17 protein-coding genes are annotated in these 22,714 nt (G+C 73.5%); 8 read left to right on the plus strand and 9 right to left on the minus strand.

The window, feature by feature from the left end; genetic code table 11:
* Positions 1 to 299 precede the first annotated feature (299 nt).
* Entirely contained in the window at positions 300 to 947 is a 648-nt protein-coding gene (locus ACIBH3_RS21185; protein ID WP_396313573.1) for an HNH endonuclease family protein, read from the plus strand.
* Between the two features lie 118 nt (positions 948 to 1,065).
* Here the strand turns inward: ACIBH3_RS21185 and ACIBH3_RS21190 are convergent, their stop codons facing one another.
* From ACIBH3_RS21190 to ACIBH3_RS21210, 5 genes are all read right to left on the minus strand, one after another.
* Positions 1,066 to 3,495, minus strand: a complete 2,430-nt coding sequence (locus tag ACIBH3_RS21190) for a germacradienol/geosmin synthase (protein ID WP_396313574.1) — start codon at positions 3,493 to 3,495, stop codon at positions 1,066 to 1,068.
* A 270-nt stretch (positions 3,496 to 3,765) separates the two neighbouring features.
* A complete protein-coding gene (locus ACIBH3_RS21195; RefSeq protein WP_396313575.1) occupies positions 3,766 to 5,928 on the minus strand; it encodes a restriction endonuclease in 2,163 nt (720 codons plus the stop codon).
* 276 nt (positions 5,929 to 6,204) lie between these two features.
* Positions 6,205 to 6,939, minus strand: a complete 735-nt coding sequence (locus ACIBH3_RS21200; RefSeq protein ID WP_396313576.1) for a succinate dehydrogenase/fumarate reductase iron-sulfur subunit — start codon at positions 6,937 to 6,939, stop codon at positions 6,205 to 6,207.
* Positions 6,936 to 8,846 (minus strand): fumarate reductase/succinate dehydrogenase flavoprotein subunit, encoded by a 1,911-nt coding sequence (locus ACIBH3_RS21205; protein ID WP_396313701.1) that lies wholly within the window; start codon positions 8,844 to 8,846, stop codon positions 6,936 to 6,938. Before ACIBH3_RS21205 ends, ACIBH3_RS21200 begins: the two co-directional genes overlap by 4 nt.
* 128 nt (positions 8,847 to 8,974) lie before the next feature.
* Positions 8,975 to 9,679: a succinate dehydrogenase cytochrome b subunit gene (locus tag ACIBH3_RS21210; protein ID WP_396313577.1), complete on the minus strand. Its 705-nt coding sequence runs from the start codon at positions 9,677 to 9,679 to the stop codon at positions 8,975 to 8,977.
* An 83-nt stretch (positions 9,680 to 9,762) separates the two neighbouring features.
* Here ACIBH3_RS21210 and ACIBH3_RS21215 point away from each other — a divergent pair, with 83 nt between their 5' ends.
* Positions 9,763 to 10,695 (plus strand): LysR family transcriptional regulator, encoded by a 933-nt coding sequence (locus ACIBH3_RS21215; RefSeq protein ID WP_396313578.1) that lies wholly within the window; start codon positions 9,763 to 9,765, stop codon positions 10,693 to 10,695.
* A 156-nt stretch (positions 10,696 to 10,851) separates the two neighbouring features.
* Here the strand turns inward: ACIBH3_RS21215 and ACIBH3_RS21220 are convergent, their stop codons facing one another.
* Complete coding sequence (locus ACIBH3_RS21220; protein ID WP_396313702.1) at positions 10,852 to 11,340, minus strand: glutathione peroxidase; 489 nt, start codon at positions 11,338 to 11,340, stop codon at positions 10,852 to 10,854.
* A gap of 260 nt (positions 11,341 to 11,600) precedes the next feature.
* Between ACIBH3_RS21220 and ACIBH3_RS21225 the strand changes: the two genes are divergently transcribed.
* Both ACIBH3_RS21225 and ACIBH3_RS21230 read left to right on the plus strand, forming a co-directional pair.
* Entirely contained in the window at positions 11,601 to 13,493 is a 1,893-nt protein-coding gene (locus ACIBH3_RS21225; RefSeq protein ID WP_396313579.1) for a serine/threonine-protein kinase, read from the plus strand.
* 104 nt (positions 13,494 to 13,597) lie between these two features.
* The gene (locus ACIBH3_RS21230) at positions 13,598 to 14,512 is read left to right on the plus strand and encodes a hypothetical protein (RefSeq protein ID WP_396313580.1); all 915 of its coding nucleotides are present in this window, start codon (positions 13,598 to 13,600) and stop codon (positions 14,510 to 14,512) included.
* A gap of 140 nt (positions 14,513 to 14,652) precedes the next feature.
* On the opposite strand, the gene gcl is transcribed toward ACIBH3_RS21230, so the two are convergent.
* Positions 14,653 to 16,434 carry a glyoxylate carboligase gene (gene gcl, locus ACIBH3_RS21235; RefSeq protein ID WP_396313581.1) on the minus strand — a complete coding sequence of 594 codons (1,782 nt, stop codon included), beginning with the start codon at positions 16,432 to 16,434 and terminating at the stop codon, positions 14,653 to 14,655.
* A 751-nt stretch (positions 16,435 to 17,185) separates the two neighbouring features.
* Here gcl and ACIBH3_RS21240 point away from each other — a divergent pair.
* From ACIBH3_RS21240 to ACIBH3_RS21250, 3 genes are all read left to right on the plus strand, one after another.
* Complete coding sequence (locus tag ACIBH3_RS21240) at positions 17,186 to 17,368, plus strand: hypothetical protein (protein WP_396313582.1); 183 nt, start codon at positions 17,186 to 17,188, stop codon at positions 17,366 to 17,368.
* Entirely contained in the window at positions 17,365 to 18,903 is a 1,539-nt protein-coding gene (locus tag ACIBH3_RS21245) for a SulP family inorganic anion transporter (protein ID WP_396313583.1), read from the plus strand. The genes ACIBH3_RS21240 and ACIBH3_RS21245 overlap by 4 nt, the downstream gene beginning before the upstream one ends.
* A gap of 94 nt (positions 18,904 to 18,997) precedes the next feature.
* Positions 18,998 to 19,294: an MTH1187 family thiamine-binding protein gene (locus tag ACIBH3_RS21250; protein WP_396313584.1), complete on the plus strand. Its 297-nt coding sequence runs from the start codon at positions 18,998 to 19,000 to the stop codon at positions 19,292 to 19,294.
* Positions 19,295 to 19,428: 134 nt separating this feature from the next.
* Here the strand turns inward: ACIBH3_RS21250 and ACIBH3_RS21255 are convergent, their stop codons facing one another.
* On the minus strand, positions 19,429 to 19,914 hold the full coding sequence (locus ACIBH3_RS21255; protein ID WP_396313585.1) for a DoxX family protein: 486 nt from the start codon (positions 19,912 to 19,914) through the stop codon (positions 19,429 to 19,431).
* A 160-nt stretch (positions 19,915 to 20,074) separates the two neighbouring features.
* Between ACIBH3_RS21255 and ACIBH3_RS21260 the strand changes: the two genes are divergently transcribed.
* The gene (locus tag ACIBH3_RS21260; RefSeq protein ID WP_396313586.1) at positions 20,075 to 21,169 is read left to right on the plus strand and encodes a hypothetical protein; all 1,095 of its coding nucleotides are present in this window, start codon (positions 20,075 to 20,077) and stop codon (positions 21,167 to 21,169) included.
* A 106-nt stretch (positions 21,170 to 21,275) separates the two neighbouring features.
* On the opposite strand, the gene ACIBH3_RS21265 is transcribed toward ACIBH3_RS21260, so the two are convergent.
* Positions 21,276 to 22,622, minus strand: coding sequence for a glycerophosphodiester phosphodiesterase (locus tag ACIBH3_RS21265; protein ID WP_396313587.1), 1,347 nt, complete (start codon positions 22,620 to 22,622; stop codon positions 21,276 to 21,278).
* Positions 22,623 to 22,714 lie beyond the last annotated feature (92 nt).

The following is a 22,714-nucleotide window of genomic DNA, read 5'->3' on the forward strand; positions in this document are numbered from 1 at the left end:
GAAGCCCGCCGGCTGACCACGGCACACCACAACACCACAGCGCGCACCGCTCGCCCCGTCCGGCACCCGCCGGACGGGGCGAGCCACATCCGGGCTGCGGCGGGCCAGGTGTCGGACGAATCAGTACGTACGGGCCGGTACCACCCCCAGTTGTCGAGTGACCGTCAAAAGTTCACCTCTCAGGTCTACCCGCGTAACTCACCTGGAGGGCATGCTGGTTGCTTGCCCGGACCGTGCGGTCCGGGCGCGGCTTCACCCTGCGCCCTTGCATCCGCCCCCGCACCCCTGGAGTTCTTCGCATGCCCGAGATACGTTCGCTGCACCGCGCCGTTCTGGCCGTCCTCGGCGTCCTGCTGCTCACCCTCACCACCCTGGTGGCCGGGGCCGGCAGCGCCCAGGCCGCACTGCCCACGCCGGTGTCGACGGCCACCGCGAAGTCCTACCTGGCCGCGCTGACGGTGGAGGACGAGACGCACGACGACACCTACGACCGGACGCTCTTCCCGCACTGGATCACCATCTCCGGCACCTGTAACACCCGTGAGACGGTGCTCAAGCGCGACGGCAGCAACGTCGTCACCAACTCCGCCTGCGCCTCGGTCAGCGGCAGCTGGGCCTCGGCCTACGACAACGTCACCACCACCAACTCCTCCAGCTTCGACATCGACCACCTGGTACCGCTGGCCGAGGCCTGGCGCTCGGGCGCCTGGGCCTGGACGACCGAGCAGCGCAAGGCCTTCGCCAACGACCTCACCCGCCCGCAGCTGATCGCCGTCTCCGCGAGCTCCAACCGCAGCAAGGGCGACCAGGACCCGGCGAACTGGCTGCCGCAGGCCTCGTACCGGTGCATCTACGCGCGCGCCTGGGTGCAGGTGAAGTACTACTACGACCTCACCGTGGACAGCGCCGAGCAGAGCGCGCTGACCGGGCTGCTCGACGCCTGTTGACGATCCGACACCCGACGCCGATCCGACGCGATCCCGGCGCCGACCTGACGTCGATCTGACGCCCACTCCATGAGGCGCCGCGCGGGCCCCCGCCAGGGCCCGCGCGGCGCCGCCGTCGTTACCGGGCCCGAACCGGCTCCGGCCGCCCGGGCCGCCCGCCCTGCCCGCTCTCCGTGAGCCCCAGCCCCAGCCCGATCCCCAGCCCGATCCCCGGCCCGATCCCCGGCCCGATCCCCGGCCCGAGCCCGAGCCCGAGCCCGAGCAGCGCCGCCGGCAGCGGGACACGGGCGGAGGAGGTGCCGAGCCCGCTGGGGCCGCTCGGCCAGCGCTGTCCGCCGAGGTTGCGGCGCAGGTCCGCCTCGCCGTAGCGGTGGCAGTCCCGGTGCCAGATGAGGATGCCCGCCATCCACTGCTGGAGCTCGACCACGTACCCGTCCAGGATCCGCCTGGCCTCCGGGTCGAGCCGGAAGTCGTCGTACAGCACCGGGAGTTCGTGCGCGGCGACATGCTCGAACTGCTGCATCCGCGAGGTCATCAGATCGTCGACGATGCCGAGGGCCGTCGGGTGGTCGCAGTCGAAGAAGTTCTCCACGACCACGAGGGCGTTGTGCACCTCACCCTCGTACTCGACCTCCTTCTGGTACGAGAACACGTCGTTGATCAGCATGGCGTAGTCCATGGCCGAGTTCTCCAGCGAGCGCATCGGGCCGCTCTCGTAGATCTCGTCCGGGATGGTGTGGCCGTGGCCGATCCGGCACAGGCTCATGGTGAGGTCGGAGCCGAAGGTCAGCCGGCGCATCTCCAGGTAGTCCACCGGGTCGGGGATTCGGTTCTGCGCCTGGTTGACCAGCTCCCACAGCCAGCTGTCCGTCATGTCGACCACGGCCTTGCGGAACCTGCCCCGGGCCTGCTGGTCCATCGGCCCGGCGGTCCTGGCCCACAGGTCCGCCAGCCCGCGCTCCAGGGCGGTGGCCGGCCTGGGTGTCGCGCCGGGCGACTCGACCGGCATGAAGAGCGCGAGCCGGTCGTTGGCGGCCTTGGCGCCCGGCAGGTCGCGGGTGCGGCCGTAGAGCGCGGGGTAGAGGTCGTCCCCGTAGGTGCCCCAGGTCAGCCAGCCCGAGGTCAGGTCCAGCTCCTCGGGTGTCGCGTCGGGGTGGATGCCGGCGGAGCAGAGCGGCAGGTCGTAGGCGATGAGCCGCTGTTCGTCCCAGACGCCGGAGCCGGGCAGGCCGGGCTGCTCCTCCAGGATCCCCATCTCCCGGGACCACTCGACGATGTTCCTGCGCGCCGTGTCCAGGTGCGGGCTGAGCGTGGTGGTGAACGGCATGTAGAAGTCGGGCAGTCGGGACGGGCCGGTGCGCCGGTGCGGGACGTTGCCGAAGCTGCGGGCGCGGCCCGCGCCGGGCAGTCCGGCGGCCGGCCCAGTGGCCGGCCTCGTGGTCAGGGCGAGGTCGGCGGCCGAGGTGCCGATGCCCGCCGGGAGGAACGGCGACCAGGCGGCGGCCGCCCCCGGGGTACGGGTCTCCCCGTCCGCCGCACTGCCGCCCGCCGCGCTGCCACTGCCGTTCATGTAGCGGCTGGAGCGCATGTGCCACTCATGGCCGCCGGACTGCCAGTCCTGCAAACCCTTGACGTACGCCATGACCTGGAGGCAGGCCTGCGGGTCGAGACCCTGTTCGACGAACAGTGGCGGGAGTTCGGTCAGCGCGGTGCTCTCGAACTGCTGGAGGCGCGAGGTGAGCAGCTCGTTGACGGCGTCGGCGGCCTGCTGGGTGGTGCAGCCGAGGAACTTCTCCAGTACCAGGACGCCGTTGCTGAGCTCGCCCTCGTCCTCGGTCTCCCGCTGGTAGGAGAAGAGGTCGTTGCGCAGGTGCACGCCGTCGGAGAAGGTGTCCTTCAGGACCCGCAGCGGCCTGGAGTGCGCCACCACCGCGGGCACCTCGGCCCCGACGGCGTGTTCCACCAGCCCGGCCGACCAGGGCGCGCCGCCGACCTTGCGGCGCATCTCGATGTACTCGACGGGGTTGGGAATCCGGCCCGCGTTGATGTTGGAGAGTTCCCAGAGCGACTCGTTGAGCAGGTGCTCGGTGCTCCTGGCGAAGCGCCGGCGCCAGTCGGCCGACATGCTCGGCACGGTGCGGGCCCAGAGGTCGGCCAGGCCGGCCTCGACCGGGTTGGTCGGCGCGGGGGTGCCGGCGGCCAGGTCCATCGGCATGAAGGCCGGCATGCGGTCCAGGTAGGCCTTGCCGCCCTCGCGGTCCTGGGTGCGCTTGAAGATCTCCAGGAAGTGGTCGTCGAAGAAGAAGACCCACACGTACCAGTCGGTGACCAGGGCGAGTTCGGCGGCGGAGGCGTCGGGGTGGGTGTAGGCGCACAGCAGCGCGTAGTCGTGGGAGTCGAGGTCGTGCTCCTCCCAGATGCCCGAGCCCTCCAGCATCCCCATCTCGCGGGCCCACCGCTTGGAGTGCGCGCGGGCCTGCTCGACGTGCGGGTTGAGCCGGGCAGGGTGTGGCAGGTAGAACTCGGGCAGTTCAAAGGGCTGTGTCACGGGCTTCCGGTCCTTCGCGACGCATCGAGGTGACCGGGCCCGCCCACGACGAGCGGGCCCGGTGTCCCCGGACGGCCCCTGGGACGGGTGCGGCGGCAGCGGGTACGACGGATTCGACGCATCCTGGCGGCCCTCCCCCGTCGGGTGTCATCCGGTCGGCGCAGCTCTACCCGGGGGCGTGAACGGCAATCCGGGCGCCAGAACAGTCAGATCATCGGCAAAGATCACCGACTGGAGTGCCGTCGTGCCCGCTCGCCGGCCCGTGGCTGGTCAGGCGACCGCGACCCCCCAGCGCACCGCCAGCCCGGCCAGCCCGCCCGCCACCGGCTGCCCCGACGCCTCGAACCGCCAGGCACCACCCGAACGCCGGAGCGAACCGATCACCATGGCACTCTCCGACATCCCGCCGGTGCCCGCCTCCCACCGGTCCGGCCCGGACGCCACCGCGCCCAGCGACGCCTTCAGCACCAGCCCGTGCACGTACCCCAGCGGAAGCGCCGGCGGCTGCTCCTCCTCCGTCGACACCGCCAGGACCACCTCGTCCACCCCGGCCGCCACCCGGGCCAGGTCCAGCGACAGCACCGCGCCCCGCAGTGGCTCACCCGCCACCGAGTGCGTCGGGTGCAGCCGTACCGCGCCCTCCGGGTCCTGCGGATTGTTGAAGAACACGAAGTGCTCGTCGCTCAGCACCTTGCCCGAGCCGCACAGGAACGCCGAGACGTCCAGCTCCACCGGATCGCCGCCGGCCGTCCGGCTGCGCCAGCCGATCTCCACCCGGGCCGCCCCGGCCCCGTCCTCCTCGCCCGGCGAAGCGGCGGACGCCGCCGGCTGCGGGGCCGGCGCGGACGCCCCCGTGCCCGGCCCGAGCCGCCCGCGCAGCCCCTGCTCCGCCAGCAGCTCCACCAGCTCGGGGCCCGTCACCAGGCTCAGCGGCTTGTTGCGGATGTAGTCGTACGAGCCGGGCCCGAAACCGGCCGTGGTCACCAGGATGCCCTTGATCGCGCCGTGGTGGCGCACGGTGCTGTCCAGGTCCCGCACCGCGGTGGGGGAGACCGTCGAGCGGTAGCGCTTGGCCTGGATGACGATCCGTCCGCCGGTCACCGGATCCAGGTCCTCGGCGACCACGTCCACCCCGGCGTCGCCGCTGCGGGCCGTCGTCATCACCCGGTAGCCGCGCAGCCGGAACAGCTCGGCGATCAGCTCCTCGAACTCGATCGGGTCCATCTCGAACAGGTCCGGGTCATCCTCCCCGCCCTGCCCGGCGACACTCCCGCCGACCGTCTCCGGCAGCCGGTCCGGGCGCACCTCGTCCAGCCGTTCGGGCCGCGCCGACAGCTTCCCGCCGAGGCCCTGCAGGCACTCCACCGCCGCCACCCGGTCCAGCGCCAGCGCGCCGAACTCCGCCCGCGAGACCGTCACCGTCAGCAGGAACCGCTCCGCCTCCCGGCCCGTCGCCGGATCGATGCCGCGCACGAAGCCGTTCAGCACCACCGAGGCCAGCAGCCCGTCCCGGTCGGCCCGGAACAGCTCGGCCACCACCCGCAGCCCGCTCTGCGCCAGCACCTCCCGGTACAGCTGCTTGCGCTCGGTGGCCGGCCGCGCCACCTCCGCCTCCCGGTCGTCCGACTTCACGTACCGCACCCGGCTGCTCGCCGGGATCACCTCGGCGGCCGGCAGCTCCCAGTTCACCACCAGCTGGCGCGTCGACCCCTCCCAGGCCGCCACCAGATTGTGCGGGAATCCCTCCGGCCAGCCTGCCGACGAGTACAGCACCGCGGTGAAGTACTCCTGCACCGCCTCGGCCTCACCCTGCCGCAGCCGGTTCAGCAACTCCTGTGTCCCGGCGGTGCGTTCCTCGTCCCGGCGGCGGTACTCGGCCACCCAGGCCAGGTACTGCTCGTGGTACTCGGCGAGCTGGCGTTGGCGCTGCGCCTCCGCGGCCTGCGCCCGGTACCAGTCCTGCTCGAACCGCGCCCGCGCCTGCGCCACGTACTCCTCGTACTGCCGGCGCACCGCCGGGTTCCGGGCCTGCGCCGGGTCCGGCGGAGCCACCTGGTAGTACGCCTGCTCCGGCATCGGCACCGGTACGCCGAGCCGCCCCGGCTCGAACGCCGGCGCCTCACTCGGTGCCAACAGTGCCCCGGGGCTGAACGCGGGACGGCTCAGGCCCGCCCGCAGGAGCCCCTGCAACTCCGCGACCCGCCCGTCCAGTTCGGCGGTCCGGCGGGCCGCCTCCGCCTCCCGGGACTGCTGGTACGCCTTCAGCGCCTCCCGCTCACCGCGCGCCGCCGCCCGCTGCGCCTCCCGGGTCTCGCGCTCCTGCCGCCGTTCCTGGGCCGCCTGCGCCCGCCACTGCGCCTCCGCCCGCCGCTGCTCCTGCCGCTGCGCCTCGGCCCAGACCGCCAGCACCCCGCCGTTCCGCCGCCCCGCCACGTCCACCCCTTCGTTCCCCGACCGCCACCGGCCGCGCCGCCACAATAGAACGTGGACGGCCGGATCTCCCAAGCGCCTCCTACCCGGTGGGCGGGTGGTGGTACCGCGTGGGCCGGGCGCCCGGCGCGGGGCCGGCCGGGTCGGCGCTGAGCTGCGGCTTCGCCGCACCCTGAGGGGTGGTCAGCGGCCGGCGGGGCCGGTCGGGGGTACGCCGGCCGATGGGGTGTACCCCGGTGTGTCCCCGGTCGTGCACCCCGGTCGGTGGACGCTTCGGGCTCAGCGTCCGCCGCGCAGGAACTCCCGGTTCATCGCGGCGATGCTGGGCAACGGGATGCCCTTGGGGCAGGCGGTGGCGCACTCGCCGGTGTTGGTGCAGCCGCCGAAGCCTTCGGCGTCCATCGCGGTGACCATCGACTGCACGCGCGAGGCCCGTTCCGGCGCGCCCTGCGGGAGGATGTTCAGGTGGACCACCTTGGCGGCGGTGAAGAGCATCGCCGAGCCGTTGGGGCAGGCGGCGACGCAGGCACCGCAGCCGATGCACTCGGCATGCTCGAAGGCGGTGTCGGCGGCCTCCTTCGGTACGGGGGTGGCGTGCGCCTCGGGGGCGCTGCCGGTGGCGGCGGTGATGTAGCCGCCGGATCCGATGATGCGGTCGAAGGCCGAGCGGTCCACCACCAGGTCCTTGACCACCGGGAAGGCGGCGGCGCGCCACGGCTCGACGTCGATGGTGTCGCCGTCCCGGAAGTGCCGCATGTGCAGCTGACAGGTGGTGGTCCGCTCGGGGCCGTGCGCCTGGCCGTTGATGACCATGCCGCAGGCGCCGCAGATCCCCTCCCGGCAGTCGTGGTCGAAGGCGACGGGTGTCTCGCCGCGCAGGATCAGCTCCTCGTTCAGGGTGTCGAGCATCTCCAGGAAGGACATGTCGGGGCTGATGCCGCCGACCTGGTAGGTGGTCATCGAGCCGGGCGTGTCCGGCCCGGCCTGGCGCCAGATCCGCAGGGTGAGGTTCATGTGTAGCTCCGCTGGGTGGGGTGGACGTACTCGAACTCCAGCTGCTCCCGGTGCAGCACCGGGGCGCCGCCGGTGGCGGTGAACTCCCAGGCCGCGGCGTACGAGAACTCCTCGTCGCGGCGGGCCGCCTCGCCCTCCGAGGTGCGGCTCTCCTCGCGGAAGTGGCCGCCGCAGGACTCGGTGCGGTGCAGGGCGTCGAGGCACATCAGCTCGGCGAGTTCCAGGTAGTCGACGATCCGGTTGGCCTTCTCCAGGGCCTGGTTGAGCTCGGCGCCGCTGCCCGGCACCTTGATCCGGCGCCAGAACTCCTCGCGCAGCCGCGGGATCCGGGCCAGCGCCCGGCGCAGCCCCTCGTCGCTCCGGGCCATGCCGCACTCGTCCCAGAGGAGTTCGCCCAGCTCGCGGTGGAAGGAGTCGGGCGTGCGGTCGCCGTCGACGGCCAGGATCAGGTTGAGCCGGTCCGTGACCTCGGCGACCACCGACTCGATCTCCGGGTGGTCCTCGGGGACGGGATCGGCCGGCTGCCGGGCGAGGTAGTCGTTGAGCGTGGCCGGCAGGACGAAGTAGCCGTCGGCCAGGCCCTGCATCAGCGCGCTGGCGCCGAGCCGGTTGGCGCCGTGGTCGGAGAAGTTGGCCTCGCCGATGGCGAACAGGCCGGGCAGGCTGGTCTGCAGGTCGTAGTCGACCCAGAGCCCGCCCATGGTGTAGTGGATCGCGGGGTAGATCCGCATCGGCACCCGGTACGGGTCCTCGGCGGTGATCCGCTCGTACATCTCGAACAGGTTCCCGTACCTGGCCTCCACCGCCGCCCGGCCCAGCCGCACGATGGCGTCCGCGAAGTCCAGGTAGACGCCCTGGCCGCCGGGGCCCACGCCGCGGCCCTCGTCGCAGACGTTCTTCGCCGCCCGGGAGGCGATGTCGCGCGGCACCAGGTTGCCGAAGGAGGGGTAGATCCGCTCCAGGTAGTAGTCCCGCTCGTGCTCGGGGATCTCGGCGGGCGCCCGGGTGTCCCCGGCCGTCCGCGGCACCCAGATCCGGCCGTCGTTGCGCAGCGACTCGCTCATCAGGGTGAGCTTCGACTGGTGGTCGCCGCTGCGCGGGATGCAGGTCGGGTGGATCTGGGTGAAGCAGGGGTTTGCGAAGTACGCGCCGCGGCGGTGCGCCCGCCAGATGGCGGTGGCGTTGGAGTTCTTGGCGTTCGTCGAGAGGTAGAACACGTTCCCGTACCCGCCGGTGGCGAGCACCACCGCGTCGGCGAGGTGGGTGGTGATCTCACCCGTCACCAGGTCCCGGGCGACGATGCCGCGCGCCCGGCCGTCGATGACGAGAAGGTCGAGCATCTCGGTGCGCGGGTGCATCCGCACCCCGCCCGCCGCGATCTGGCGCGACAGCGCCTGGTAGGCGCCGAGCAGCAGCTGCTGGCCGGTCTGGCCGCGCGCGTAGAAGGTGCGGGAGACCTGGACACCGCCGAACGAGCGGGTGTCGAGCAGACCGCCGTACTCGCGGGCGAAGGGCACACCCTGCGCCACGCACTGGTCGATGATCTCCACCGAGACCTGGGCCAGCCGGTGCACATTGGACTCGCGGGACCGGAAGTCCCCGCCCTTGACGGTGTCGTAGAACAGCCGGCGTACCGAGTCGCCGTCGTTGCGGTAGTTCTTGGCGGCGTTGATGCCGCCCTGGGCGGCGATCGAGTGGGCCCGGCGCGGGGAGTCCTGGAAGCAGAACTGCTCGACGTGGTAGCCCTGTTCGGCCAGCGTGGCGCCGGCCGCGCCGCCGGCCAGGCCGGTGCCGACGACGATCACGGTGTGCTTGCGCCGGTTGGCCGGGTTGACCAGCCTGGCCTCGAACCGCCGCTGGTCCCACCGCTGTTCGATCGGGCCGCCCGGGGCGCGGGTGTCGGCGATCGGCTCGCCGACGCGGTACGCGCTGTAGTCGCTGCCCGGGCCGGTGCCCTGGTCGGCGCCGTGGCCGCCGCGGCTGTCGTTGCCCGGGGCGCTGCCGCCGTTGTCGGCGCTGCGGTCGTTGTCGCTGCTCAACTCACCACTCCGGTCATGACGGCGACGGGTACGGACAGGAAGCCGGCGGTCAGGACGAGCGCGAGCCCGTTGGCGACGGCCTTGAGCGCCCGGTCGCGGTGGGCGTTGTTGGCGCCCAGGGTCTGGGCGGCGCTCCAGAACCCGTGGCGGATGTGCAGCCCGAGGGCCAGCATCGCGAGGATGTAGATCACGCCGCTGTACCAGTGCGAGAACGAGGCCACGACGTTCTGGTACGGGTGGCCCTCCTCGGCCCTCGGGTTCACCGTGAGGGTGGTGAGGTCGAGGATGTGCCAGACGATGAACAGGGCCAGGATGACCCCGCCCCAGCGCATCGTCCGGGTGGCGTAACTGGCCCGCCGCCGCTGGTGGACGTACTTGCTCGGGCGGGCCGCGAGGTCGCGCCGGCTCAGCTGGTACGCGGCGACGCCGTGCACCAGGACGGCGGCCAGCAGCCCGACGCGGGCGATCCACAGGAACCACTCGTGCCCCAGGAACGGCTGGCCGAGGGTGCGCAGCCAGGCCGCGTACCCGTTGAGGTCGTCCGGGCCGAAGAAGACCTTGAGGTTCCCGAGCATGTGGAAGACCAGGTAGAGCAGCATGACCAGGCCGCTGACGGCCATCGCCGCCTTCTTGCCGACGGTCGAGCGCCAGAGCGCCGCCAGGGTGGACGGACGTCGGCCCGTCCCAGTCGCAGATGCCATGTCCACCACGGTAGGAACCGGCCGACGGTACGTCCAAGACATGCTGCGGCTCACCACGATAGCGACGGCCTATCCTGGGTGGTGTGCAGCTCCAGCAACTCCGGTACTTCGTCGCGGTGGCCGAGACCCGGCACTTCACCCGGGCCGCCGACCTCGTGCACGTCGCCCAGCCCTCGCTCTCCCAGCAGATCCGCGCGCTGGAGAAGGAGCTGGGGGCCGAGCTGTTCCACCGCGCGCGCGGCAACATCGCCCTGACCGACGCCGGTGAGGCGCTGCTGCCGCTGGCCAGGCGGATCCTCGCGGACACCGAGAGCGCCCGGCTCGCCGTCCAGGAGACGGTCCGGCTGCGGCGTGGCCGGGTCCGGCTCGGGGCGCCGCCGAGCCTGTGCACCAGCCTGGTGCCGGACGTGCTGCGGGTCTTCCGCGACCACTACCCGGAGGTCACCCTGCTGGTCCGGGAGGGGGGCTCGCGGGACCTGGTCAAGGCGCTGGCCGACGGCGAGCTGGACCTGGCGTTGATCATCACACCGCAGGCGGGCGGCGACGCCCCGGCACTGGCCGTCACCGAGCTGCTGCACGAGGAACTGGTGCTGGTCTCGGCCGCGCCCCACCCGCGGCGGCGGGTGCGGGTGGCGGAGCTGCGCGAGCGGCCGCTGGTGATGTTCCGCGAGGGCTACGACGTCCGCGAGGCGACCATCGCCGCCTGCCGTGCGGCCGGCTTCGAGCCGACCTTCGCCGTCGAGGGCGGCGAGATGGACGCGGTGCTCGGGTTCGTCCGGGCGGGCCTTGGTCCCGCCGTGGTCCCGGGCATGGTCGCGGCCCGCTCCGGGCTGGCCGTCACCCCCTTCGCGGGGCCGGGGCTCGGGCGCACGATCTCCGTCGCGCACGGCGCCGAGCTGCCGCCGACCCGGGCCGCCGCCGAGCTGCGCGCCACCCTCCTCACGCACCTGCGGGCCGCCGCCCGAGGCGGCGCCCTGCCGCCGGGCACCCGGCTGCTGCTGGCGCGGGAGGACTGAGCGGGACTGAGCGGGACAGGGCGGGCCCGGGCAGTACCCGATCGACCGGTGGGGCTGGGGCCGGTGGGGCGGGTCGGTCGGTGCGGACAAGGCGGACGGCCCGGGGCGGGCACTCCTGGGAGCGCCGCCCCGGGCCGTCCGGTGCGCGTGCGGGCGTCAGGCCGGCAGCACGGCCTCGATCGCCTCGATGACCTCGGTGGCCTCCGGCTCGGTACGCGCGCGGATCCGGGCGGTGACCGCGCCGTCCGGCGAGACCACGAACTTCTCGAAGTTCCAGCCGATGTCACCGGCCTGGCCCTCGGCGTCGACGGCCTTGGTCAGCTCCGCGTACAGCGGGTGGCGGTCCTCGCCGTTCACGTCCGTCTTCTCGAACAGCGGGAAGGAGACGCCGTAGGTGGTCGAGCAGAAGGTCTGGATCTCCTCCGCGCTGCCCGGCTCCTGCCCGGCGAACTGGTTGGAGGGGAAGCCCAGCACCGTGAACCCGCGCTCGGCGTAGCGCTCCTGGAGGCGCTCCAGCCCGGCGTACTGCGGGGTCAGCCCGCACTTGGACGCGACGTTGACGATCAGCAGCGCCTTGCCCTTGTGGTCGGCAAGCGAGGCGGACTCGCCGGACAGGGTGCGCAGCGGGATGTCGTACAGGCTCAAGAGGGTGCCCTTCGGGACGGTGGACGGCCGGGTGACGGCCACGATAGGTTCCACCGCACACAACCGCCGGGCGGCCCCGGGTGTTCCGGCCTGCGGCGGATGATCGGATGTCGTTGCCGTCGAGAACAGCTGAGATGGTGTGCGAATCGCCCGAACCGTGACCTTTCGGTGCCTCCGGACGGGAACCCGCCGGCCTGCGGACACGTCGATTGCAGAGGCCGCACCACCGTGCGGCGGGGAACGAAGGAGGGGCGGTCGCGATGGACGCCGAAGCCGGAGCCGGCAGAGCCGCGAACGGTGACGCCGAGGGCGACGCCACGGGCGCCACGGGCGGCGCGCGTGGTGCGGGTGGTGCGGGTGGCGCCGATGCCGATGGCGCGGGCGCCTGGTCGCTGCCGGGCTACACCCACGGCCGGGAGCTCGGCCGGGGCGCCAGCGGACGGGTCGTACTCGCACAGCACGACGAGACCGGCACCGCCGTCGCGATCAAGTACCTGAACCGCGCCGAGGGCGGCACCGGGCTGCGCGCCGAGGCCGAGGTGCTGGGCGGCCTGCGCTCACCCCACGTCACCCGCCTCTACGAGTACGTGGAGAGCAGCCGGGGCTGCGCCATCGTGATGGAGGTCGTGGACGGCGTCGCGCTGCGCACCCTGCTCCGCGAGGAGGGAGCGACCACGCCCTGCGCGGCCCTGGTGGTGCTCAAGGGCTCGCTGCTCGGGCTGGCCGCCGCGCACGAGGCGGGCATCGTGCACCGCGACTACAAGCCGGGCAACGTGCTGGTCGCCTCCGACGGCACCTCCAAGCTGGTGGACTTCGGCATCGCCGTCCGCAGCGGCGACGACCGCGACATCTCCGGCACCCCCGCCTACCTGGCACCCGAGCAGTGGGCCGGCAAGCCCGCCTCCCCGGCGGCCGACGTCTACGCGGCAACGGTCACCTTCTTCGAGTGCCTGACCGGTGCCCGCCCGTACGACGGCGCGACGATCGCCGAGCTCGCCGTGCAGCACACCGAGGCGCCGATCCCCGACGAGCTGGCCCCGGCGGAGGTACGGCCGCTGATCCGGGCCGGCCTGGCCAAGACCCCGACCGTCCGCCCGGGCAGCGCGGCCGCGTTCGTCTCCGAACTGGAGGCGGTCGCCACGGCCGGGTACGGCGAGGACTGGGAGGAGCGCGGCCGGGCCGACCTGGTGTCACTGGTCGCGCTGCTGGCCTTCCTGCTGCCCGGCGCCGCCGCGGGCCCGGCCTCGGGCACCACCGCGCTGGCGCACACCAGCCTTGGCCCGTCCGGGACGACCGGGCGGCTGATCCGGCTGCGCCGGCCCGGGCGGCTGCGGGCGGGGCGGCGGGCGCAGATCGTGGCCGGCGTCGCGGCGAGCAGCCTGGCCGTGGCCGCACTCGCCGGCGTGGCGATCGCCGGGGCGAGCGAGGGCGGCGCGCGGACGGTCCTCGGTGCCGCACCGGAGGCGACCACCGTGCTGCGCCCGACGACGCCCGCCCCGGGCAGCCCCTCCGACGGGCCGGGCACCGTCGAGCCCTCGGCGAGCACCGGCTCGGCCTCGCCCAGTGCCTCGCCGAGCGCCGGCGCGACGGGGACGGCGACGGGGACGGCTCAGCCGTCGCCCACCAAGCCGGGCACCGGCGCACCGACCGGCGGTACGGGCAAGCCGTCCCCCTTCGCCACCGGTGCCTCCGTCCCGCCCGCGCCGACCGCCACCCTCGGCGTCCCGCCGACCCCGTCCACCCCGGCCACGCCGCCCGTGACCAGCAGCCCCACCGCCGGCGCGACCACCTCGCCGTCCGCGACGGTCGCGCCCGCGAGCGTGCGGGTGGCGTCCGTGAACATCGACTCGCTGACCTGCTACGGCCGGTACGGGCTGACGGCCTCGGTCACCGTTGTGACGGAGGGCACCGGGCCCGCCTCGCTGACCTTCACCTGGTCGCACAACATGGGCACGCGGACCGCGCGGATCACCGTCGCCACGGACACCGTCGCGCTGCACGACGGCCGTGCGACGGTCACGCTGCCGCACACCTTCGGCTCCGGGGACACCTATCCGGACTGGGGCGTACAGGTCGGCACCAGCCCGGCCGCCCTCAAGCCGCAGACGACGTACCGCGAGCTGTTCGCCCCGACCTGCGACCCGCCGCGCTGAGCCGCCCTGCCGTGATCCCGGCCGTCATCCCGGCCCGTGGTCCCGGCCGGTCGCCCCGCCCCCCTCGCCGCCCCGCCCGCTCAGCTCCGTTCCCGGGAGATCGCATGTCCACGCCGCCACCCGCCACGCCCGCTCCGCAGCCCACCCCGGCGACCGGGGCCGCCACGGCCACCCCGGATCCGGAGGCCCCGTCGGCCTCAGCGGCCGAGTCGACCGTCCGGATGCGCGCGACGGGCCCGGACGACGCGGAGGAGACCGTCCGGTTGAGCGCGGCGGAGCCGGCCGAGGAGGAGACCGTCCGGCTGGACGACGAGGCCTGCGCGACCTTCCTCGACCCCGCCGTCTGGGCCAAGCCCGCAGCCGCAGTCGCGGCCGCAGCCGACGCGCCCGCCCCCGACGCCCCGTCCGCCGAACCTGACCAGACCGTGCCGGCGGAGGCCACCCGCACCGACACCTCGCAGGACGGCCCCCAGGACGAACCGCAGGACGCCCCCCGGAACGGCCAGGACGGCCCGCAGGACGAACCGCCACTGGCCGACGGCGAGTTGCGGCGCTTCGGCCCCGGCATGCCGCCGCTGGCCGCGGCGGTCTGGCACGGCGCCGCGGCCCCGGCGGACCCGCCGCGCCCCCGCCGGACGGCCCGCTGGCTGGTCCCTGCCGCCGTGCTGCTCGCCCTGCTGGGCCTCCTCCTCTGGCGCTGGACCACCCCGGCCCTGGCCGTCACCGGCGTCACCGCCACCACCGACCCGGCCGGCCCGGGCTGCGACGGCACCGCCGTGATCACCGCCACCGTCGAGACCAACGGCGAGGCCGGGACCGTCCGCTACCACTGGCTGCGCAGCGACGGCACATCCTCCGGCGAGCTCAGCCAGAGTGTCCGGGCCGGTGACCGCCGTACGGACGTGGTGCTGCGCTGGACCTTCGACGGCAAGGGCTCCCTCCAGGCCGCCGCCACCATCGAGATCCTCTCCCCGCAGCGCCACTCGGGGCCGGCCGCCTTCACCTACACCTGCTCCTGACACCCCCGCACCCGCTCGCGCGGGGCCGCACGCCGGAGGGCCCGGTGACGCCGCTGTGGCGTCACCGGGCCCTCCGGCTCTCAGCTGCCCGCTGCACGGCCGCCGCCGTGCAGTGGGAGCATCGGGCTTCTCCCGGGCTGTCAGACCCTCAGGGTCTTGATGGCGGTGGGTGCGTGGCCGGGCTCGGTCGCGAGCTCCTCCCACTCGTTGACGGCGTCGATGCCGGCGCCACCCATCGAGATGTTGGTGACGCGCTCCAGGATGGCCTCGACGACCACCGGGACGCGGAACTCGGCCGCGAGCTTCTTGGCCTCCTCGAAGGCGGGCAGCAGCTGGTCCGGCTCGGTGACCCGGATCGCCCTGCAGCCCAGACCCTCGACGACCTTGACGTGGTCCACGCCGTAGACGCCCAGCTCGGGGGAGTTGATGTTCTCGAACTCCAGGTTGACCTGGAAGTTGATGTCCAGGTTGCGCTGCGCCTGGCGGATCAGGCCCAGGTAGGCGTTGTTGACCAGCACGTGGACGTACGGGATCCGGTGCTGGGCGCCGACGGCCAGCTCCTCCAGCATGAACTGGAAGTCGTAGTCGCCGGAGAGCGCGACGACCGGGGTCTCGGGGTCGGCGGTGGCGACACCGAGCGCGGCCGGGATGGTCCAGCCGAGCGGGCCGGCCTGGCCGCAGTTGATCCAGTGCCGCGGCTTGTAGACGTGCAGCATCTGCGCGCCGGCGATCTGGGAGAGGCCGATGGTGGTGACGTAGCGGGTCTCCGGGCCGAAGGCCTTGTTCATCTCCTCGTAGACGCGCTGCGGCTTCAGCGGCACGTTGTCGAAGTGGGTGCGGCGCTGCAGGGTGGCCTTGCGCTCCTGGGTGGAGGCGGCCCACTCGCTGCGGTCGGGCAGCCTGCCCGCGGCCTTGAGCTCCTTCGCCACCTCGACGAACAGTTCCAGCGCGGCCTTGGCGTCGGAGGCGATGCCGAAGTCCGGGGCGAAGATCTTGCCGAGCTGGGTCGGCTCGATGTCGACGTGGACGAACTTGCGGCCCTTGCGGTAGACGTCCAGCGCGCCGGTGTGGCGGTTGGCCCAGCGGTTGCCGATGCCGAGGACGAAGTCCGACTCCAGCAGGTTGGCGTTGCCGTAGCGGTGCGAGGTCTGCAGGCCGACCATGCCGGCGTTGAGCTCGTGGTCGTCCGCGATGATGCCCCAGCCCATCAGGGTCGGGATGACGGGGGTGTCGGTGAGCTCGGCGAACTCCACCAGCAGCTCGGCGGCGTCGGCGTTGATGATGCCGCCACCGGCGACGATCAGCGGACGCTCGGAGTCCAGCAGGAACCGGATGGCCTTCTCGATCTGGGCGCGGGTGGCGGAGGGCTTATAGACCGGCAGCGGCGCGTAGGTCTCCGGGTCGAACTCGATCTCGGTCAGCTGGACGTCGATCGGCAGGTCGATCAGGACCGGGCCCGGACGGCCGGAGCGCATCAGGTGGAAGGCCTGCTGGAAGACACCGGGGACCTGTGCGGCCTCCAGGACGGTCGTCGCGGCCTTGGTCACCGGCTTGGCGATCGAGGCGATGTCGACGGCCTGGAAGTCCTCCTTGTGCAGCACGGCGGTCGGGGCCTGGCCGGTGATGCAGAGGATCGGGATCGAGTCGGCGATCGCCGAGTAGAGCCCGGTGATCATGTCGGTGCCGGCCGGGCCCGAGGTACCGATGCAGACACCGATGTTCCCGGCCTTGGCGCGGGTGTAGCCCTCGGCCATGTGCGAGGCGCCCTCGACGTGGCGGGCGAGCGTGTGACGGATCTCGCCGGAGGCCTTGAGGGCCGCGTAGAAGGGGTTGATGGCAGCGCCCGGCACGCCGAACGCGACCTCAACGCCTTCGCGCTTGAGGATCTCAACTGCCGCGCGGGCGGCTGTCATACGAGGCATCGGGTTTCTCCTGCGTCGGCCCGCTGTGGGTCGGAGGGCTCATCTCCTGGATTCCACGATACGGAAGAACTGTTTTGGCATGCGGAAACAAAGTAAGGCGGGGGTCGAGGGGTCGTCAAGGGGGGCTTCAACAGATTGTTGGAGGCCCCTGTGGGGCGCCCATGGCTGCCGGTGGGCGCTCGCCCGCAGGCCATCGGTCGTGCCGCGGCCTTCCGGTCACGCTGTCATGTGGTCGGGCGCGCGGCCAGGGCGGCTTCCTACAGGTCGCCGGCTCGTCCGGGGGTGTCGAGTCGTCGGTTGATGCAAGCGCGGGGATGGTCGCAACTCTGTTCGTCCACGGAACATGCGTGCGGCCTGTGGGGTCGGATCCCGTCATGTCCGTGTCGATGAGGTGCGTTCCATATGGAGCAATCGTGGATGAGGTTGGCCTTACCTGGGCTGCTGGGTACCGTCGGGCTCACGCCGGGCCACCATGGTTGTCATCTTCAACTGGCGATGTCGACCAGTCGTTGCGGGCCTGGTGCAGGCCTGGTCCCGAGCCCTTCCCGCCCGTCCTCGCAGTCCTCCTCCATCGGACTCCGCAGCCCTGCCCGGAGCCGACCTGTCGGCCTCCTCGTCGACGCCCCTCCTCGCAAACGCGCGGACGCCTCAGCCGCCCCGCCCTCCCGCAGCCCCTGCTCCGGCCGCGTGGACGGCCCTGCCCAGCCAGCAGCGCGTCCGCACGCCCCGGGCGCGCGGAAGGAAGACGCCCATGCGCACCCTGCTCCGCCGCGCCGGTGCCCCCGGCCGGACGGCTCCACCCGACCGGCCCCGCCCGGCGGCGCGCCCGCTCCCCTCCCGGAACCCCGTCCCGAACCCGCTCCCCGTCCCGAACCCGCCCGTCCACCCGCAGGACCTCGCCGTCCCCCGCTCCGCAGGGGCGGTGACGTCGTGACGAGCCCGCTCCCCGGCCCCCGCGGAGGCCCGAAGGCCGGCGCCGCCCGCGCCGGCCTGGTCCGCTCCGTCCCGTGGCGGTTCGACCTGCCCGCCTCCCTCGTCGTCTTCCTGGTCGCGCTCCCGCTCTGCGTCGGCGTGGCCGTCGCCTCGGGCGTCCCCGCCGAGCTCGGCCTGGTCACCGGGATCGTCGGCGGCCTGGTGGTCGGTGCCCTCCCGGGCAGCAGCCTCCAGGTCAGTGGTCCGGCCGCCGGCCTGACCGTACTGGTACTCGAAGCCGTCCGGGAGCACGGGCTCGGCTCGCTCGGCGCCCTGGTGCTGGCCACCGGGCTGCTCCAGCTCGCAATGGGCCTGCTGCGGCTCGGTCGCTGGTTCCGCGCGATGTCGGCCTCCGTGGTGCACGGCATGCTCGCCGGGATCGGGCTCACCCTCGTGCTCGGCCAGCTCTACGCCGTCGCGGACCGCGCCGCGCCCGGCACCGGCCCGGAGAAGATCGCCGGGCTGCCCGCGCTGCTCACCGATGTGCTGCTGGGCCGGGCCGCCCCGGCCGCCGTGGCGCTCGGCGTCGGCACGCTGGCCGTGCTGGTGCTGTGGCGGTACCTGCCGTCCAGGGCGCGGGTGGTGCCGGCGCCGCTGGCCGCCGTGGGCCTGGCCGCGGTGGTCACGGTGCTGGCCGACCTGCCGGTGGCGCGGGTACGGGTGGAGGGTCTGCTGGGTGTGGTCCAGCCGCCGGACGCCGCCGCCTTCGCCGCGCTGGCCGGCGCGGCCGGGGCCGGCACCGTCCTCGCCTTCACCCTGATCGCCTCCGCGGAGACGCTGTTCAGCGCCGCCGCCGTCGACCGGATGCACCAGGGCCCGCGGACCGACTACGACCGCGAGCTGACCTCCCAGGGCATCGGCAACGCCCTGTGCGGCCTGCTGGGCGCGCTGCCGATGACGGCGGTGATCGTGCGCAGCGCCGCCAACGTCCAGGCGGGGGCGCGCAGCAAGGCGTCCCGCACGCTGCACGGGCTGTGGCTGCTGCTGTTCGCGGCGCTGCTGCCGGCCGCGCTCGGGCTGATCCCGTTGGCGGCGCTCGCCGCCGTCCTGGTGCACGCCGGGGCGAAACTCGTACCGGTCCGGCGCCTCGGCGCACTCTGGCGCGAACACCGGGACGAGGCCTTGGTGTTGGCGGTCACGGCGGTCGCGATCATCGCCACCGACCTGTTCCGCGGGGTGCTGCTCGGCGTCGGCCTCGCGGTGGTGAAGTCGGCCTGGCAGACCTCGCAGCTGCACATCGCGGTCGAGGGCGCCGCGGACGGCGTCGAGGAGCCGCTGCGGGTGCGCCTGAGCGGTAATGCGACCTTCCTGCGGCTGCCGAGGCTGCTGGACACCCTGGAGCGGCTGCCGGGGGACCGGCCGGTGGAGCTGGACTGGACGGCCCTGCGGCATCTGGATCACGCCTGTACGGTGGCGCTCGCCGGGTGGGCCGCGCAGCACCGGGCGCGCAGCTCGGCGCCGCTGGCGGTGGAGCCGCCGCTGCCCACCGCGGTGTGACAGGGCCGGCGGCCCGCCTGAGCGATCGTCAGAACCGGTGCCGGATAGCCTGGTCGCGGCCTCGGAGCGGGGTCGCGACGAGGAGGAGAGAGCCGTGCTCGCAGCGTTTTCGGTCACCCCGCTGGGCGTCGGTGAGGAGGTCGGGGAGGCCGTGGCCGCCGCCGTCCGGGTGGTCCGGGCCAGCGGTCTGCCCAACCGCACGGACGCGATGTTCACCAGCATCGAGGGGGAGTGGGACGAGGTGATGCCGGTCATCCGGGAGGCGATCGAGGCGGTGAAGGCGTACAGCGGCCGGGTGAGCACCGTGATCAAGATCGACGACCGGGCGGGTGTCTCCGACGGGCTGACCTCGAAGGTGTCCTCGCTGGAGCGCCACCTGGCCGATGGCTGAGCCGCGTCGGGGGCGGGCAACTGCTGTGATGCGGCAGCGGATCCGCGTCGTGCGCACGACGCGGATCCGCTGCCATCGCGCTGATCCTGGAGGTCGGTGGCCGTGGTCCTGCCGGGGCCGGCGGGGCCGGGTGCTCAGATGCCGGGGCGGCCGGCCCTGGCCGGATCGGGCGAGGCCGCCGCGGGGGCGGTGGTGGTGGTGCGGGTGGCGCTGGTCGTCAGGGCCCGGCCCAGGGCGTAGCGCCCGGGGCCGAAGGCAGCGATGAGGAGGAAGGCCCAGCAGAACAGGACCGAGGGCTCCCCTCCGTTCTTGAGCGGCAGCAGCGCGTTCTCCTGGTGTACGGAGAAGTAGGCGTACGCCATCGAGCCGGAGCAGATCAGCGCCGCACTTCTGGTGCCCAGTCCCAGCAGGACCAGGACACCGCCCACGAGTTGGATCAGTGCGGCCCACCAGCCGGGCCACTGGCCGAGGGGCACGGTTCCGCCGCCGTAGGCCCCGCCGAAGACGCCGAAGAGCGAGGCGGCGCCGTGGCAGGCGAACAGGAACCCGATGATCACGCGGAACAGGCTGAGCACGAGCGGCCGGGCGGTCTCCGAGACCGCGTCGGGAACTGACGCCATGATTGCCTCCTGTACGGAACGGGGGATCCTGGGAGGCGGCAAGGTTAGCCTCGGCTCATCCCTCCTGACAATGCGTCGTCACCTACGTCGTACTCGACTGATCGGTACCGCCGGGTAGCCGTCGGGTGCGGCGTGCGATGATCGGCGGGTGAGTGGGTCGGTGTCGAAGGATCGGTGGCGGAGCAGGCCTGGGCGGGCGGCGGTGCCGGTACTGGCGGCCGCCTGCGCGGTCGTCCTGGGTACGGCGGTGCCGGCTGCGGCGGCGGACGCTCCGCAGCGGGAGTTCACCATCGCCGACCCGCGGATCACCGAGTCCAGCGGCCTGGCCGCCAGCACGGTGCACCCGGGCGTGTACTGGACGCACAACGACAGCGATGACGGCCCGTACGTCTACGCGGTGGATGCCAAGGGCCGGACGGTGGCGACCGTCACCCTGCGCGGGGTCAAGCCGCGTGACGTGGAGGCGATCTCGACGGGGCCCGGCGGGCAGCTCTACGTCGCCGACACCGGGGACAACCTGGACGGGACCTGGCCGGAGGTGTGGATCTACCGCTTTGCCGAGCCCAAGGACCTGCGGGACCAGAGCGTCGACGTGGTCCGCTACCGGGTGCGCTACGAGGACGGGCCGCGCGACGCCGAGGCCCTGATGGTGCATCCGGTCACCGGGCGGGCCTACATCGCCAGCAAGCGGCAGGGCGGCGGTGGCCTCTACCGCGGCCCCGAGACACTCTCCGAGTCCGGCGTGAACACCTTCCGCCGGATCGCCGAGGTGCCCTGGGTGACGGACGGGGCGTTCTCGCCGGACGGCACCCGGCTGGTTCTGCGCGGCTACTTCTCCGCGAGCCTCTACCGCTGGCGGGACGACGCCCCGACGCTGATGACGTCCCTGAGCCCGCCGTTCCAGCGCCAGGGCGAGTCGGTGACGTTCGCGCCGGACGGGCGGTCGCTGCTGTACGGCAGCGAGGGCAAGGACAGCGTGGTCTGGCGCGCGCCACTGGAGGACGACCAACTCCCGGACACGGTGAGGCCGTCGGCCGCGCCGACGCCCGCCGCGTCCGGCTCGACCGGTTCGGGCGTCGGCGCGGGGGCGGCTGCGGGCACGGCAGCCGGTGCGAGCGCGAGCGCGACGCCCGGGACCGCCGAGTCGGAGCAGGACTCGGCGGCCTCGCGCGGGCGTGCGCCGGGCGCACTGTTGCTGGTGGTGATCGTGGTGTCCGTGCTGGCCCTGCGCAAGAAGCGGCGCAACAAGGGCTGACCACCCGTCAAGCACGCCGGGTTCGGGGCGGGCGTGGCGTTGCGCCGCCCGTCCCGCCCCGGGTGCCGCGCCCTCGCCCCCGCGTCCCGCCCGGGTCGGTGCGGCTTCAGTTCACGCCGTGGGCCGCCCAGAAGTCGGAGCGGGCCAGCACGGTGGTGTCGCTCTGGTCGGTGAAGAAGCCGTCCACACCCTGCTCGTACAGGTACCGGGCCCAGCCGATGGCGTCGCCGTACGCGGCCGGATCGGTGCCGCGCCGGAAGTCCGCGGGCAGGAACCCGTTCTCGTTCCGCACGGTGTACGGGTGCAGCACCAGGTTGGCCCGGTGCGCGTCCGGCACCAGCGAGGTGCTCGGCTGCACCTTGCCGGCCGCGTCCACGGGGGCGATCAACTGGGTGGTGGGGCCGATCCCGTGGGCGAAGGAGGCGATCCACTGCAGCCCGGCCGGGGTCACCAGGTCGGCCACCGTGCGCTTGTCCCCGGCGAGGACGAAGTCGTACGGCTGGGTGTCGGCCGCGCCGAGCAGCTGCACGCGGGGGTTCCCCACCAGCTTGGCGAGCCGCTGGAGGCTGCTCGGCTCGAAGGACTGCAGGATGGCCCGGCCCCGCTTGCCCTCCAGCCCGGCGCGGCGCAGTTCGGCGGCCAGGCGCTCCTCCAGCGGCAGCCCGATGGAGCGGAAGTAGCTCGGGTGCTTGGTCTCGACGTACAGCCAGACGGGCCGGCCGAGCGAGCGGGAGCGGCGCTCGGCGAACTCGGCCACCTCCCGGAAGGTCGGGATCGGCCACCGCCCGTCGTACAGGGTGTTGCGCTGGCGCTGCTGCGGCAGCCGCTCCTTGGCGCGCAGGGTGCGCAGTTCGGCGAGGGTGAAGTCCTCGGTGAACCAGCCGGTCAGGCTCTGGCCGTCGATGGTCCTGGTGGTGCGGCGGGAGGCGAACTCGGGGTGGTCGGCGACGTCCGTGGTCTCGGCGATGTTGTTCTCGTGCCGGACGACCAGCTGCCCGTCCCTGGTCGGGACGAGGTCCTGCTCGATCACGTCCGCGCCGAGTTCCAGGGCGAGTTCGTAGGAGCCGAGGGTGTGCTCGGGGCGGTAGCCGCTGGCGCCGCGGTGGGCGATCACCAGGGGGTGGGGCAGCCGGTCCAGGCCGGTGCCGGTGCGTACCGGCGGGCGGGTGCCGCGCGCGGCGGCCCCGGCGCTGTCGGCGGCTTCGGGGGCCTCGGCCGCGGCGGCGTCCTCCGCGGTCGGGGCGTTCCGGGGGTTCTCGGCGGCGGGTGCGGCGGCGGTCCCGGCGGTCCCGGCGGCCGCCTCGGTCGCCGAGAAGCCGACCGCCGCGGCGGTGCCGAGGCCGATCGCGCCGGCGGCGCGCAGGAACGAGCGGCGCGAGGCCGAGGGCAGGTCGCCGCCCTCCTCGCCGGCCGCCCGGGCCGTACCAGCGGTGCGCTCCGGACCATTCGTCATCTTCGCTCCAGTCAATCCCGTGGGGTGGCCTGTTCGAGGTCAGTCAAGCCCGATCGCACCCTACGGGGCCTCCCGGGCCTGCGGGTGTCGGG

The sequence above is a fragment of the Kitasatospora sp. NPDC050543 genome (assembly GCF_044457565.1).
Classification (GTDB): domain Bacteria; phylum Actinomycetota; class Actinomycetes; order Streptomycetales; family Streptomycetaceae; genus Kitasatospora.